Origin of the sequence: Microbacterium sp. zg-Y625, from assembly GCF_030246925.1 — a bacterium.
GTDB lineage: Bacteria > Actinomycetota > Actinomycetes > Actinomycetales > Microbacteriaceae > Microbacterium > Microbacterium jiangjiandongii.
In genome coordinates, this window is the sequence record NZ_CP126740.1 from 1256294 (window position 1) to 1270523 (window position 14230).

Annotated in this window: 16 protein-coding genes; 3 read left to right on the top strand and 13 right to left on the bottom strand. The window is 71.4% G+C overall.

All coding sequences use genetic code 11. From position 1 onward, the window contains the following. Positions 1 to 16: 16 nt before the first annotated feature. From QNO14_RS05670 to QNO14_RS05695, 6 genes are read right to left on the bottom strand one after another with little or no spacing between them, the layout of a single operon-like run. Positions 17 to 922 carry a siderophore-interacting protein gene (locus tag QNO14_RS05670; protein ID WP_257505916.1) on the bottom strand — a complete coding sequence of 302 codons (906 nt, stop codon included), beginning with the start codon at positions 920 to 922 and terminating at the stop codon, positions 17 to 19. Continuing rightward, the gene (locus tag QNO14_RS05675) at positions 906 to 1763 is read right to left on the bottom strand and encodes an ABC transporter ATP-binding protein (RefSeq protein ID WP_257505917.1); all 858 of its coding nucleotides are present in this window, start codon (positions 1761 to 1763) and stop codon (positions 906 to 908) included. Before QNO14_RS05675 ends, QNO14_RS05670 begins: the two co-directional genes overlap by 17 nt. Next, positions 1760 to 2818 carry a FecCD family ABC transporter permease gene (locus tag QNO14_RS05680; RefSeq protein ID WP_257505918.1) on the bottom strand — a complete coding sequence of 353 codons (1059 nt, stop codon included), beginning with the start codon at positions 2816 to 2818 and terminating at the stop codon, positions 1760 to 1762. Before QNO14_RS05680 ends, QNO14_RS05675 begins: the two co-directional genes overlap by 4 nt. Then, the gene (locus QNO14_RS05685; RefSeq protein ID WP_257493685.1) at positions 2815 to 3861 is read right to left on the bottom strand and encodes a FecCD family ABC transporter permease; all 1047 of its coding nucleotides are present in this window, start codon (positions 3859 to 3861) and stop codon (positions 2815 to 2817) included. The genes QNO14_RS05680 and QNO14_RS05685 overlap by 4 nt, the downstream gene beginning before the upstream one ends. Positions 3862 to 3866: 5 nt before the next feature. After that, entirely contained in the window at positions 3867 to 4892 is a 1026-nt protein-coding gene (locus QNO14_RS05690) for an iron-siderophore ABC transporter substrate-binding protein (protein ID WP_257493684.1), read from the bottom strand. A 28-nt stretch (positions 4893 to 4920) separates the two neighbouring features. Next, positions 4921 to 5568 (bottom strand): DedA family protein, encoded by a 648-nt coding sequence (locus QNO14_RS05695; protein ID WP_257505919.1) that lies wholly within the window; start codon positions 5566 to 5568, stop codon positions 4921 to 4923. A 171-nt stretch (positions 5569 to 5739) separates the two neighbouring features. On the opposite strand from QNO14_RS05695, the gene QNO14_RS05700 reads away from it, so the two are divergent. Continuing rightward, the gene (locus QNO14_RS05700) at positions 5740 to 7338 is read left to right on the top strand and encodes an ABC-F family ATP-binding cassette domain-containing protein (RefSeq protein WP_257493682.1); all 1599 of its coding nucleotides are present in this window, start codon (positions 5740 to 5742) and stop codon (positions 7336 to 7338) included. A 57-nt stretch (positions 7339 to 7395) separates the two neighbouring features. Here QNO14_RS05700 and QNO14_RS05705 read toward each other — a convergent pair whose 3' ends face one another. The 4 genes from QNO14_RS05705 to QNO14_RS05720 are packed head-to-tail and all read right to left on the bottom strand — an operon-like array spanning position 7396 to position 9467. Continuing rightward, positions 7396 to 8286 (bottom strand): SURF1 family cytochrome oxidase biogenesis protein, encoded by an 891-nt coding sequence (locus QNO14_RS05705; protein ID WP_257493681.1) that lies wholly within the window; start codon positions 8284 to 8286, stop codon positions 7396 to 7398. Then, positions 8283 to 8486, bottom strand: a complete 204-nt coding sequence (locus tag QNO14_RS05710) for a hypothetical protein (RefSeq protein WP_257493680.1) — start codon at positions 8484 to 8486, stop codon at positions 8283 to 8285. The genes QNO14_RS05705 and QNO14_RS05710 overlap by 4 nt, the downstream gene beginning before the upstream one ends. Then, a complete protein-coding gene (locus QNO14_RS05715) occupies positions 8483 to 8842 on the bottom strand; it encodes a DUF3099 domain-containing protein (protein WP_257493679.1) in 360 nt (119 codons plus the stop codon). The genes QNO14_RS05710 and QNO14_RS05715 overlap by 4 nt, the downstream gene beginning before the upstream one ends. Positions 8843 to 8885: 43 nt before the next feature. Further along, entirely contained in the window at positions 8886 to 9467 is a 582-nt protein-coding gene (locus tag QNO14_RS05720) for a DUF4190 domain-containing protein (RefSeq protein ID WP_257493678.1), read from the bottom strand. 114 nt (positions 9468 to 9581) lie between these two features. On the opposite strand from QNO14_RS05720, the gene QNO14_RS05725 reads away from it, so the two are divergent. Beyond that, positions 9582 to 10292, top strand: a complete 711-nt coding sequence (locus tag QNO14_RS05725; protein ID WP_257505921.1) for a beta-ketoacyl-ACP reductase — start codon at positions 9582 to 9584, stop codon at positions 10290 to 10292. On the opposite strand, the gene QNO14_RS05730 is transcribed toward QNO14_RS05725, so the two are convergent. The 3 genes from QNO14_RS05730 to glgC are packed head-to-tail and all read right to left on the bottom strand — an operon-like array spanning position 10238 to position 12961. Continuing rightward, positions 10238 to 10996: an alpha/beta fold hydrolase gene (locus QNO14_RS05730; RefSeq protein WP_306814777.1), complete on the bottom strand. Its 759-nt coding sequence runs from the start codon at positions 10994 to 10996 to the stop codon at positions 10238 to 10240. The two genes, QNO14_RS05725 and QNO14_RS05730, sit on opposite strands and share 55 nt — an antisense overlap. A 49-nt stretch (positions 10997 to 11045) precedes the next feature. After that, the gene (gene serB / locus QNO14_RS05735; RefSeq protein WP_374113945.1) at positions 11046 to 11681 is read right to left on the bottom strand and encodes a phosphoserine phosphatase SerB; all 636 of its coding nucleotides are present in this window, start codon (positions 11679 to 11681) and stop codon (positions 11046 to 11048) included. Between the two features lie 35 nt (positions 11682 to 11716). Further along, positions 11717 to 12961 carry a glucose-1-phosphate adenylyltransferase gene (glgC, locus tag QNO14_RS05740; RefSeq protein ID WP_257493675.1) on the bottom strand — a complete coding sequence of 415 codons (1245 nt, stop codon included), beginning with the start codon at positions 12959 to 12961 and terminating at the stop codon, positions 11717 to 11719. Between the two features lie 74 nt (positions 12962 to 13035). On the opposite strand from glgC, the gene glgA reads away from it, so the two are divergent. Further along, entirely contained in the window at positions 13036 to 14229 is a 1194-nt protein-coding gene (gene glgA, locus QNO14_RS05745; RefSeq protein ID WP_257493674.1) for a glycogen synthase, read from the top strand. The last annotated feature ends 1 nt before the right edge of the window (position 14230 follow it).

Genomic DNA, 14230 nt, shown 5'->3' on the forward strand with positions numbered 1-14230 from the left:
TCGGCCCGGAGCGGTGTCAGTTCTCGGCTCTGCCCAGTCGCCAGTAGCCCATGAACGCGACCGCGCGGCGGTCCACGCCGTGCTCGGAGACCAGGCAGCGTCGCAGCGCCTTGATGGCACCGGACTCGCCGGCAAGCCATGCGTAAAGGGGCGCGCTCTTCAGTGCGGCGCCTCCCTTCGCGGTGCGGGGCACCTCCCAGAGGATGTCCTTGTCGACGTCGATCTCCTCCACCAGTGACCCGCGTCCTGCGGGAGCGAGGTGAACGGCGGCGTCGGTGACCGAGGGCAGCAGGTGCTCGTGACGCTCGGCCGAGCGGGCGCGCACGCGGTACTCGAAGCCGGCGTGCCGGGGGAGGTAGGCGGTGTCGCCCGGGTGGGGAACCTCGAGCACGACCACGCCCTTCGCGTCCGGAGGCAGCTGCTCGAGGATGACGGCGAGGGCGGGCGCTGCGGTCTCGTCGCCGGCCAGCAGCACCCGTTCGGCGCGGGCAGGCGGAACGAAATCGATGCCGTAGCTGACGCCCGTGTGGGCGGTGGTGGGGGCGAAGATGAGCACCTCATCGCCGATGGCGGCCCCGGCGATCCAGGCGGATGCCGGACCGAGCACGTCGTGGGCGACCATGTCGATGTCGACCTCGCGGTGCGCCCGGCGGACGGCCCGGGTCGTGTAGGTGCGGAAGGGGAGGCGGGCATCCTCGGGCAGGTCCCGCCACCGCAGATACCAGTCGTCGCCCGTGGGCATGGCGTCGAGCCCGAGCGTTGCGGTGGGGAAGACGAGCTTGACCCGCTGGTCGAGGCCGGGGTCGCCGTACTCGTCCAGGTCATCGCCGGTGAAGGTGAACCGCCGGAAGCTGGGGGTCAGGTCGGTGATCGCCTTGACCCGGGCGCGGAAGAAGCGTGACGTGCTAGCGGGCGGGGCCATCGGAGTCTCCGGTCGTGGGGGAGGAAGCGGATGTCGCGACGCCGCGCACATGGTGCCGGCCGCGGGGGAGCACGATGGGCGTACCCGACACCGGGTCGGGCACGACCAGGCAGTCGAGGTCGAACACCTCGCGGATGAGCGCATCGGTGATGACCTCCGACGGGGGGCCCGAGGCCACCACGCGTCCTGAGCGCAGGGCGAAGACGTGATCGGCATAGCGCGCGGCCAGGTTGATGTCGTGGAGGACCATGACGATCGTGGTGCCCCGCGCCTGGTTCAGGTCGGTGAGCAGGTCGAGGACTTCGATCTGGTGCGCCACGTCGAGGAACGTCGTCGGCTCGTCCAGCAGCAGCACGTCGGTCTCCTGCGCGAGCGCCATGGCGATCCAGACGCGCTGTCGCTGCCCCCCGGAGAGCTCGTCCACCGCGCGGTCGGCCAGTTCGGTGGTGCCCGTGTCGTGCAGTGCCTGCGCGACGACGGCATAGTCCCGTTCGCTCCACCGCGCGAGCATCTTCTGGTGCGGGTGGCGACCGCGCCCGACGAGATCGGATACCGCGATGCCCTCGGGCGCCACGGGACTCTGCGGGAGCAGCCCGAGCGTGCGTGCGACCTCCTTCGTCGGACGACTGCGCAGCGAGCGGCCGTCGAGCAGCACGTCCCCCGACTGCGGGGCGATGAGCCGGGCGAGCGCGCGCAGCAGCGTCGATTTGCCGCAGCCGTTCGCCCCGACGATGGCGGTGATGCGCCCGGGCGGCACCTCGAGATCGAGTCCCTCGATCACGGTGCGATCGCCGTAGCCGAGGGTGAGCGACTCGGCGGTGAGAGTGTGGGCGATGCTCACAGCGAGCCTCCCGAGCGGTTGGTCCTGATGAGGAGGTAGATGAGGTAGGGGGCGCCGAGGACGCCGGTGATGACCCCCACCGGGTAGCGGTTGTCGAACGCGAACTGCCCGACGAGGTCGGCGACGAGCACGAGCAGCGCGCCGATCAGAGCGGCGGGCACGAGGAGGGATCCGCCTGCTCCCACCAGGCGGGCGGCGATGGGCCCGGCCATGAACGCCACGAACGCGATGGGCCCGGCGGCGGCCGTGGCGAAGGCGAGCAGCACGACGGCGCCGACGATCAGAGCGATGCGGGTGCGCCCGACGGGCACCCCCAGAGCCGCGGCGGTGTCGTCACCCAGCCGCAGGGCACCCAGGTTGCGTGCCTGAGAGAGCATGATCGGCACCACCACGGCGCAGGCCGCGGCGAGGGGCAGCACCGTCGCCCACGTCGCCCCGTTGAGACTCCCCGTCAGCCACTGCATGGCGGTCTGCAGATCCCACGCCGCCGCCCGCGACAGCACATATGTCACGACGCTGTCGAGCATCGCCGCCACTCCGATGCCGATGAGGATCAGCCGGGTGCCGGCGAAACCGCCCCGGTTCGACAGCAGATAGATCGCGGCGGCGGTGACCAGCGCGCCGCCGAGGGCCAGCAGCGACACGGCGGTCCCGTTCAGCGACAGCACGATGATGCCCACGACGGCGGCGGCGCTCGCGCCGGACGTGATGCCGATGATGTCGGGCGATGCGAGGGGGTTTCGCAGCATCGTCTGGAACGTGACGCCCGCGAGGCCGAAGGCGAGGCCTGCGACGAGTCCCAGCGTGGCGCGGGGCAGCCGCAGCTCGCCGACGGTGAACGACGCGCCCGGTACGGTCTCGCCGGCGATGACGCGCAGCACGTCGAGGGGCGGGTAGAACGTCCTGCCGACCATCAGGCTGAGGGCGTACACGGCGACGACGGCCAGCGCCAGCGCGATGGTGAGCAGCGCTCGCCGCCGCTGCCGCGCACGGCGGCCGGCGGCGACGTCACGGTTCGGCGCGGCCGCGCGGGGGGAGGTCTGCGTGGTGCTCACAGCTCCCTCACCCGCTGTCGTCGCACGATCCAGATGAAGACGGGAGCACCGATGACGGCAGTGAGGATGCCGACCTCGAGCTCGGCCGGCCGCGCGATGACGCGCCCGACGACATCGGCGGCCACCAGCAGCGCCGCCCCGGCGAGGGCAGAGATCGGCAGCAGCCACCGGTGGTCGGTGCCCACCAGCAGGCGGCAGAGGTGGGGGATCACCAGTCCGACGAACGCGATGGGACCCGCGATGGCCGTCGCCGCCCCGCAGAGCACGATGGCGCCGGCGGCCGCGATCAGCCTCGTGCGGGCCACGTTCTCGCCCAGGCCGGCGGCCAGGTCGTCGCCGAGTGCGAGCGAGTTCATGCCGCGGGCCGTGACCAGACACACGATGGCACCCAGGGCGAGCACCGGCGAGAGCGCGGCGATGCGGTCCCATGTGGCGCCTCCGACGCCTCCGATCTGCCAGAACCGGAAGGTCTCCATCACGTCGACGCGGGGGAGCAGCACGGCGCTCACCAGCGAGGTGAAGGCGGCGGAGGTCGCGGCGCCTGCCAAGGTCAGCTTGAGCGGTGTGGCGCCCCCGCGGCCGAGGGAGCCGACGGCGTAGACGAACACCGCCGCGCCCGCCGCCCCGGCGATGGCGACGGCCATGACGCTGTAGGGCGCGGAGAGCCCGAAGAAGGCGATGCCGATCACCACCGCCAGGCTCGCGCCGCCCGAGACCCCGAGGATCCCGGGGTCGGCGAGCGGGTTGCGGGTCACGGCCTGCATCGTCGCGCCCGACATCGCCAGCGCCGCCCCGACGAGGAGCGCAAGGACGGTGCGGGGGATGCGGGCGGCGACCGCCGCCTGCGCGATGCCGTCGGTCTGCCCCGTCAGCCCCTGGAGGATCTCGGAGGGGGAGGCGTCGCGCACGCCGAACGCCACGGAGGTCATCGACAGCACCAGCAGCAGCGCCGCCCCGGCGCCCACCCACGCGAGGCGCACCCCTGCCGGACGCCGCACGACGGCGGTGTCCGGCAGGGGTGCCTGCGTGCGGAGGGCGTCCACGCTCGCTAGCCGAGTGGACCAGCGAGTACCGCGAAGTACTCGTCGATGCCCCAGCCGATCGACAGGGGGGACGGATTCGCGGATGCCGCCAGCGGCGTGCCGTCTTCGAGGATCGCGATCCGGCCCTCCGCGACAGCGGGAATCTGGGAGAGCAGCGGGTCGGCCTGCAGCTGGTCGATGATCGCGCCGTCCGCGGAGCCGTAGGTGACGAACACATCGACGTCGGCGAACCGGTCCGCCTGCTCCGAGCTGACGGTCACGTAGAACGCCTCCGTCCCCTCGGACTCCTCCGCGACGATGGCGGGCAGGGGTAGACCCAGTCCTTCGAGGAACCCGGGGCGGGTGTCGTGTTCGGTGTAGAACCCGATGCTGCTGAAGTCGGAGGGGTCGAGGTAGGAGAAGAGCACCTTCGCCTCCGCCAGCTCAGGGTGGGCGGCGAGGGCGTCCTGAACCCGTGCGCCGAGATCGGCGATGAGCTGCTCGCCATCCTCGGCCATTCCGAGCGCGGCCGAGTTCAGGCGGATCATGTCCTCGTACGACGTGGCCCAGGCGACGTCCGGGTAGGCGATGACCGGCGCGATCTTCGAGAGCGTTTCGTACTCCTCGTCCGTCAGCCCGGAGTACGCGGCGAGGATGACGTCCGGCTGCGTGTCGGCGACGGCCTCGAAGTCGATGCCGTCGGTCTCGTCGAAGAGCACCGGCGTCTCGGCATCCAGTTCCTCGAGGCGCTCCTCGACCCAGGGCAGCACGCCGTCGCCGTCATCGTCGCCCCAGGTCGCCTTGCTCATGCCGACCGGCACCACGCCGAGGGCCAGCGGCACCTCGTGGTTGGCCCACGCGACCGTCGCGATGCGCTCCGGCTTCTCGGTGATCGTGGTCTCGCCCAGCGCATGCTCGATCGTGACGGGGAACGCCCCGTCCGAACCCTCAGCGGTGGCGCCGTCGGCCGGTGCGTCGGCGGTTCCGGCGCAGCCGGACAGAAGCAGGGCGGACGCGGCCAGGGCGGCGACGGCGAGTCGAGTGCGGGGCACGGAAACCTCCGGAGGGCGAAGCCTGATGTTAGGACAGGCTTACTTTACCTCGTTCCTCCTGGGTGTCGACAACGAAGCCTCCCGTGCGGGACCGGCGCCGCGCCGCGACCCGGTCGACCACGAGGCCGATGAGAAGCGCGACGATCACCCCCGCACACGCGCTCAAGACGGGCTGTTCAGCGAGCCAGTGACCGGCGATGAGCCCGATGCCGGCGCTGTAGAGGGTCCAGCTGACGGACGCCACGATGCTCAGCGGCAGAAAGCGGCGCCACGGATAGCGCACGGCGCCGGCGGACATGTTGACCGCGACCCGGCCGACGGGGATGTACCGTGCGCCGATGATGAGCAGCGCTCCGCGTCGCTCGAGGGTGGCCCGAGCCCAGGCGAAGGCGGCGGCGACCCTGGGGCGCTGCAGCCACCGCCACCGGCGCGTGCCGGCCGTGCGCCCGAGAAGGTATGCGAGGTTGTCCCCGACGACCGCTCCCGCTCCTGCAGTGGCGCACAGCAGCACGATGTCGGGTCCCCCCGCGGATGCCGCGACCGCCGCGGCCGCCACCAGCACCGTCTCGCTGGGGACCGGCGGGAAGAACCCGTCCAGGGCGGCGACGGCGAACATGACGGGATAGAGCCACGGTGAGGCGACCGCCTGCAGGATGAGCTCGTTGATGATCTCCACACCGGCGACGCTACGGAGGCGCGCACGCAGAGGCGTCCATCGCGAGTCGCACGCCGGGTCGTCCTGAGGGGGTGTCTTGCGCCGCGGACGGCGAGGTCAGCCGCGCGACGTATACTGGGGGGCTGGCCCTGTGCCGACCCCCCACCACCCCACGAAGAACGGACGTTCGCTGTGCTCGCCGTGCACGACCTCGAGATCCGCGTAGGCGCCCGCGTGCTGATGTCCGACGTCTCCTTCCGCGTCTCCGATGGAGACAAAGTCGGCCTGGTCGGCCGCAACGGCGCCGGCAAGACGACGCTCACCAAGGTGCTCGCCGGCGACCTCCTCCCGGCTGACGGCAGGGTGGAGCGCAGCGGGGAACTCGGCTATCTGCCGCAGGATCCGCGCTCGGGCGACCCCGAGATGCTCGCCCGCACGCGCATCCTCGACGCGCGGGGACTCGGTTCGCTGGCGATCGGCATGCACGAGGCCTCGCTCGCGATGGCGTCGGATGATGCGGATGCCGCGGCCAAGGCCATGAAGCGGTACGGCAATCTCACCGAGCGCTTCGAGGCGCTCGGGGGCTACACGGCCGAGGCCGAGGCCGCGACGATCGCGCACAACCTGTCGCTGCCCGACCGCATCCTCGACCAGCCGCTGTCGACCCTCTCGGGCGGGCAGCGTCGCCGCATCGAGCTGGCGCGCATTCTCTTCTCCGACGCGCAGACGATGATCCTCGACGAGCCGACCAACCACCTCGACGCCGACAGCGTCGTGTGGCTGCGGGAGTTCCTGAAGAACTACAAGGGCGGTCTCATCGTCATCTCCCACGACGTGGAGCTCGTCGGCGAGACGGTCAACCGCGTGTTCTACCTCGATGCCAACCGCCAGGTCATCGACGTCTACAACATGAACTGGAAGAACTACCTGCGCCAGCGGGTCGCAGACGAGGAGCGCCGCAAGAAGGAGCGCGCCAACGTCGAGAAGAAGGCCACCGTGCTGCAGCAGCAGGCCGCCCGGTTCGGCGCCAAGGCGTCGAAGGCCGCCGCCGCGCACCAGATGGTCGCCCGCGCCGAGAAGATGCTCGCGGGCCTGGACGATGTGCGCCAGGAGGACCGCGTCGCGAAGCTGCGCTTCCCCAAGCCCGCGCCGTGTGGCAAGACGCCGCTCATGGCATCCGGACTGTCGAAGTCCTATGGGTCGCTGGAGATCTTCACCGACGTCGACCTCGCCATCGACCGCGGCTCGAAGGTGGTCGTGCTGGGTCTGAACGGCGCCGGAAAGACGACCCTCCTGCGCATTCTCGCGGGTGTCGACAAGCCCGACACCGGGCAGCTCGAGCCCGGGCACGGGCTGAAGATCGGTTATTACGCGCAGGAGCACGAGAACCTCGACGTCACGCGGTCGGTGCTGGAAAACATGATGTCGGCCGCCCCCGACATCACGGCGACCGAGGCCCGCAAGGTGCTGGGGTCGTTCCTCTTCACCGGCGACGACGTGCTGAAGCCCGCGGCGGTGCTCTCGGGCGGCGAGAAGACGCGGCTGTCGCTCGCGACGCTCGTGGTCTCGAGCGCCAACATGCTGCTGCTCGACGAGCCGACCAACAACCTCGACCCCGCGTCGCGTCTGGAGATCCTCGACGCCCTGTCGCACTACGAGGGCGCGGTCGTGCTGGTCTCGCACGACGAGGGTGCGGTGCACGCGCTCAACCCGGAGCGGGTGCTCATCCTGCCGGACGGCGTCGAGGACATCTGGGGCCGGGACTACGCCGACCTCATCACCCTCGCCTGAGCGCGGGATTCCACGACCCGTCCGCGGCTCGCACCGCGAGCGGGGCGGAGCAGGGCGTCAGCCGCCCGCGCGGTCCAGCAGCGCGTCCTCGGTCTCGGCGTCGCGGTCGCGGCGCCGCTTCGGGGGGCGCGGCCGACGGACGGGCCGGCGTCCCGTGACGTCCTCACCGGCGCGCGCTGCCGCTTCGGCGCGATCGGCGGCCTCCTCGCGGCGGACGCGAAGCTCGGTGCGGATCATGTACCCGATGAAGATGAAGCCCATCACGGCGAAGAGGATCCACTGGATCGCGTAGGAGAGGTGCGGCCCGGGATCCTCCGAGGGCGAAGCGATGGCGTTCGGCACCTCCGCCGGTGCGGGGTCCTCGCTGACCATGAGTCCGTACGCGCTGTCGATGAGGGCGTCGCCGCCGTCGATGAGCTCGGCGATGAGGGGAAGGTGGATCGTGGCCACCTGGCCCTCGGGAGCCGACCGTCCCGAGGACGGCAGCATCTCGCCCGCCTTCAGCCGCACGACCACCGTCGCCGGGCCCTCAGGGGCCGCCGGGACGTGGTCGGGATCGGGCTGGTCGGCGCCGGGGCGCACCCACCCCCGGTCCACGAGCAGAACGCGCCCGTCGTCGGTGTGGAACGGCACCAGCACCTCGAAGGCGGCGGTGCCCCCATGCGGCCGGTTGCGCACGAGCAGCTGGCTGTCGACGTCGTACTCGCCGACGAGCGTCACGGGGCGCCACTGGTCGCCGGGATCCATCCCGTCGTCGGCGGGGATCAGCTCCGCCAGTGGCACGGCGGGAGCGTCGTAGTTGCGTTCCACCAGCTCGAGCTGCGTCGAGCGCTCTTCGCCGCGTGCGAACTGCCAGTGCGAGAGGTAGGCGCAGGCGATCGCGAAGACCACGGCGACGGCGACGTATCCCGCCCACCGGACGGCGGTGGGCGCAGGACGCCGGCTCACTGCGTCGCCGCCGCGGTCAGCGGCTCGACCGCCACCGGGAAGTCCCGCGCGGTGAGGTAGTCGCGCAGGTAGCCGACGTGCTCATCGCACGCGGCCCAGCGCTTGCGGCGGTCTTCCGGGTGGATGCGGGGATTGCGCCAGACCACCAGCCACCGAGCGTCGGCGCGGCATCCTGCGCGCGAGCAGATGGTTTCGTTCACGTCGGCTCTCCGGGCTCGGTGGGGCGCTGTTCGTCCAGGCGGATCACGGTCGGGCGGGATGGCGGTGTCGGCGGCGTCGACGCGGTTCCGGTCAGGGCGCGACCGGGGTTCTCCGGCGCCGTCGGGCGCGTGTCCTTGCCGACGTTCGCGAGGACGACGGCGATGTAGGGAAGCACGATCGCCCCGAGCGCGAACACCGCGGTGTACCAGCCGTACGGCGTGACGACGACCATCAGCACGAAGCACGTGACGCGCACGCCCATCGTGATGAAGTAGTTGGTCATCCGCGACGCCGCTTCGTCGCGCGGCGCGGCGGGAAGCGAGGTCGCAGTCTGCGCTCTGGTCGACTTCTTCACGGTCCCTCCAGCCTACGCCGGGTGGCGCAGGCCGGAGCCCGTGTCAGTACGTGCTGGTGAGCGAGCTGACGCTCGCGAGCCAGATGAAGACGAGGAGCAGGATGAGCAGGACGGCCAGGCCGATGCCCACCCATCCGATGATCGTGCCGGCCAGGGCCAGGCCCCGGCCCTTCTCGCCGGTCTTCGGGATCTGCCGCAGGGAGATGTGGCCGAGGACGGCGCCGGCGACGGAGCCGATGAGCGGCAGCACCCCGATGATGCCCAGGAGGCTGGCGACGAGCGAGAGGATCGCCAGCAGGTTGGTCTTCGGCTCGGCGTAGCCGTAGGCGCCGGCGTAGGGGGCCTGGCCGTAGGGGGCCTGGCCGTAGGGAGCCTGGCCGTACGACGCGGGCGGAGCCGGCGGATACCCGGGAGCGCTGTACGAGGGCTGCTCGGCGCCGGGCTGGCCGTAGGGCGCGGGTGCGGCGTACGGCGGCTGCGCCGGCGGCGCGGCGTACGGGGCCCCGGCCGGCGGGGGGCTGTATGCGGGCGGCGGCGTGTAAGCCGGCGCGGTGTACGGGGGAGGGGTCGGCGCTGCCGGCTCGTTGGTCTCGCCGGCCGGGGGTGTGTTGTCGGGGGTGCTCAACGTCTCGCCTTTCCTCGCGGGTAGACCCCAGCGTCCCAGTGCCGTGCCGCGGGTGTCAAACGGGGGCCGCACTAGGCTGGGGCCGCCGCACGTCCGCACCATCCAGGGAGCTTCATGACCACCGCACGCGTCGTCCTCATCACCGGAGGCAACCGTGGCATCGGCCGCGCGATCGCCGAGCGTTTCGTCGCCGACGGTCACCGGGTCGCCGTCACCGCCCGTTCGGGCGAGGGTCCGCAGGGATCGCTCACGGTGCGCGCCGACGTGACCGATTCCGCGTCGCTGGATGCCGCGTACGCCGAGGTCGAGCGGGAGCTGGGCCCCGTCGAGGTGGTCGTCGCCAATGCCGGCATCACCAAGGACACGCTGCTGCTGCGCATGACCGAGGATGATTTCGACTCCGTCGTGGCCACGAACCTCGGCGGTACGTTCCGGGCGGTCAAGCGCGCGTCGAAGGGCATGCTGCGCGCCCGCTGGGGTCGCGTCATCCTCATCTCCAGCGTCGTGGGCCTCTACGGCTCGGCGGGTCAGATCAACTACGCCGCCTCCAAGAGCGGTCTTGTCGGCTTCGCGCGGTCCCTCACGCGCGAGCTCGGCGGCCGCGGCATCACGGCCAACGTCGTCGCTCCCGGGTTCATCGAGACCGATATGACCGCGGCCCTGCCCGAAGAGACCCAGGCGGAGTACAAGCGCAACATCCCCGCGGGCCGGTTCGCGACGGCCGCCGAGGTGGCCGGAGTGGTCGCCTGGCTCGCCTCGGACGATGCGGCCTACATCTCCGGCGCGGTGATCCCCGTCGACGGCGGCCTCGGCATGGGGCACTGACTCCGCACCGACACGTCAGATGGCGCGTACGAGAGCGTCGGCGAACGACTGGGGCTGTGAGAACTGCGGCCAGTGACCGCTGCCGAGGTGCACCACCTGCGCGTCGTGGATCGCCGCGACTCGTCCGCAAAGGCGCCCCATTCGGCGATCACCCCCGGAAGCGTCTCCGCGTTCAACGCCCCGGAGAGGATCGTCACGGGGACCGCGTGCCGCCGCCCGTCGGTGAGTGCCAGCGGATCGGTCGGCACGCGCGCCGGAACGCTCCGCGTGCGCTGCGCGGTCGCCGCCCGCGTCGGGGCGTCGAGATCGGCGACGTCGTCGTCGTCGAAGAAGTCCCAGCCCGGGAAGGGCACCACCCCGTCCACCGTGTCGAACTCCGAGATGGTGCCGCCGTGGGGTGGGGGCACGGTGTCGACGAAGACCACACGGGCGACCCGCTCGGGGCGGGCGTCGGCCGCGCCCCAGGCGACGTTGCCACCGCCGCTGTGACCGACGAGCACGACGGGGCCCGACGCCGCGTCGATCTCGGCGACGACCGCGTCGACCCAGTCGGCGATGCCGATCTCGGCGCTGTCGGCCGCCGGAGCGCCGACGCCGGGAAGCGTCAGCGGGCGGGGGGAGTGGCCGGCCGCGCGCAGCGCGGGAAGCATGTCGTCCCACGACGACGCGTCGAGCCACAGTCCGGGGATGAGGATGACGTCCATGCCCGGAGGCTACTCGGCACCCCCGACACCCGACACGCCCGGGGCCCGCTCAGGGCAGCAGCGGGATGACTTCCCGCAGGTCGACCCGCTCGATCACGAGGTCGGCCAGCGCCCGCACGGCGGGCTTGGCGTTGAACGCCAGGCCGAGGCCGGCGGCGGCCATCATCTGCAGGTCGTTCGCGCCGTCGCCGATCGCGATGGTGCGGGACAGCGGCACGCCGTGGCCGGTGGCCCATTCCCGCAGCGCCGCGGCCTTGCCTGCGGCATCCACGATGTCGCCGTCGACCACCCCGCTGAGCGACCCGTCTGCGGCGTGCAGGCGGTTGGCCCGCCACAGGTCGACGCCGAGGGCCGGTGCGACGGTGTCGAGGATCTCGTGGAACCCCCCGGAGACGACCGCCGCGATCCCGCCACGGGCGTGGATGGCGTCGATCAGCTCCCGCGCTCCCGGCGTGGGCTCCACGCGTGAGAGCACGCGGGCGAAGGATGCCACCGGCACCCCGTGCAGCTGGGCCACACGGGAGCGCAGGCTCGCCGCGAAGTCCACCTCGCCGCGCATCGCCGCTTCGGTGGCCGCGGCCACCTCGGCGCCGCGTCCCGCCTCATCGGCGATGAGCTCGATGACCTCGTTGCGGATGAGCGTGGAGTCGGCGTCGAACACGACGAGGAAGCGGGCAGGCAGCACGCCTCCACGCTATCGCGCGCCGCGCGCCCGCCGCGTCAGCGCTCGACGACCGCGTTCTTGCCGACGATCGTGATGCCGGAGTCGGTCACGGTGAAGCCGCGCGACAGGTCCCGCGCCCGGTCGACGCCGACCGTCGCGCCGTCGAGCAGTCGCACGTTCTTGTCGAGGATCGCCCGGTGCACGCGTGCCCCCGCGCCGATGTCGACGTGATCGAACAGCACAGAGTCGGTGATGGTCGAGCCGCCGCCGGTCAGCGCCCACGGGCCCACGACGCTCCGCTCGAGGTGCGTGCCCGACAGCACGGAGCCGAGCGACACGATCGAGTCGATCGCGTTGCCCATGCGACCGACCGAGTCGCGCACGAACTTCGCCGGCGGCGAGTTGACCGTCTGCGAGTGGATCGGCCAGTCGGTGTTGTACAGGTTGAACACCGGCAGGGTCGAGATGAGATCCATGTGGGCGTCGAAGAACGAGTCGATCGTCCCCACGTCGCGCCAGTAGTCGCGGTCGCGATCGTTGGAGCCGGGGACCTCGTTGCGCTTGAAGTCGTAGACGCCCGCTTCGCCGCGCTTGACGAAGTAGGGGATGATGTCGCCGCCCATGTCGTGGTTGGACGTCGGCACCTCGCCGTCGGCCTGGACCGCTTCGATGAGGGCGTCGGCGTCGAAGATGTAGTTGCCCATGGAGGCGAGCACCTCGTGGGGCGCATCGGCGAGACCCGTCGGGTCCTGCGGCTTCTCAAGGAAATCGTTGATCTTCGTGGGGTCGTCGGCGGTCACGTCGATGACGCCGAACTGGTTGGCCATCGAGATCGGCTGACGGATGCCGGCGACGGTCGCCCTGTTGCCGGACTCGATGTGCGCGTCGAGCATCTGGCGGAAGTCCATGCGGTAGACGTGGTCGGCGCCGACCACCACGACGATGTCGGGCTTCTCATCGTTGATGAGGTTCAGGCTCTGCAGGATGGCATCGGCGGAGCCCGAGAACCACCGCTTGCCCAGTCGCTGCTGCGCGGGCACCGAGGCGACGTACGAATCCAGCAGCGCCGACATGCGCCACGTCTGCGAGATGTGGCGGTCGAGGCTGTGCGACTTGTACTGGGTGAGCACCACCAGTTGCCGAAGGCCCGAGTTGATGAGGTTGGAGATGGCGAAATCGATCAGCCGGTACTGGCCCCCGAACGGCACGGCGGGCTTCGCGCGGTCGGCGGTCAGGGGCATGAGGCGTTTTCCCTCGCCGCCGGCGAGGATGATTCCGAAGACCTTCGGCGTCGTAGGCATGGCTCAACACTATGGCCACCGATGGGGGCCTGCCAGCAATGCACGAGCACTTGCGCTGTACTAGCGTTCGTGGCATGCGCGTAGACATCGTCACGAAGGAATACCCGCCGGAGATCTACGGCGGGGCCGGCGTCCACGTCACCGAACTGGTGAAGGCGCTGCGGTCGCAGCTGGACGTGCGGGTGCGCGCGTTCGGGGCCGACCGCGCCGAGGAGGGCACCACGTCCTACGGCGTGCCGGCGGAGCTGGCATCCGCCAACGGGGCCGTGCAGACGCTCGGCACCGACCTCGAGATCGTCGGCGACGTGGCCGGCGCCGACGTCGTGCACAGCCACACCTGGTACGCGAATTTCGCCGGACACCTGGCCTCGCTCCTGCACGGCATCCCGCACATCGTCACGGCGCACTCGCTCGAGCCGCTGCGGCCCTGGAAGGCCGAGCAGCTCGGCGGCGGGTACGCCATCTCGAGCTACGTCGAGAAGACCGCCTACGAGGGGGCCGCGGCCATCGTCGCCGTCAGTGAGGGCATGCGCCAGGACATCCTGCGCAGCTACCCGGAGCTCGACCCCGAGAAGGTGCGGGTGATCTACAACGGCATCGACGTCGACGCGTGGCATCCGGTGTCTGACCCGGAGCTGCTCGCCGAGCTGGGTGTGGATGCCGCGCGGCCGAGTGTCGTCTTCGTCGGCCGCATCACGCGCCAGAAGGGCCTGCCGTATCTGCTGCGCGCCGCCGCCCTGCTGCCGCCGGAGGTGCAGCTGGTGCTGTGCGCGGGAGCGCCCGACACCCCGCAGATCATGGCGGAGGTCGAGGAACTCGTGCGCGGCCTGCAGCAGACCCGCTCGGGTGTGGTCTGGATCGACCGCCACCTCTCGCGCCACGAGCTGTGCACGCTGCTGTCGGCCGCGACGACCTTCGTCTGCCCGTCGGTCTACGAGCCGCTCGGCATCGTGAACCTCGAGGCGATGGCGTGCGGTGCGGCCGTCGTCGGCACCGCGACCGGCGGCATCCCCGAGGTGGTCGTCGACGGTGTGACGGGGCGCCTTGTGCCGATCGAACAGGTGCAGGACGGCACCGGCACGCCGACCGACCCGGAGCGGTACGTCGCCGACCTCGCCGCCGTGCTCACCGAGGTCGTCTCCGACCCCGAGCGCGCCGCCGCCTACGGACGCGCCGGGCGCGCCCGCGCCGCGGAGGCGTTCAGCTGGCAGGCGATCGCCGACACGACGGCCGCGCTGTACGCCGAGGTCACCGGCGGCGGCCGATAGG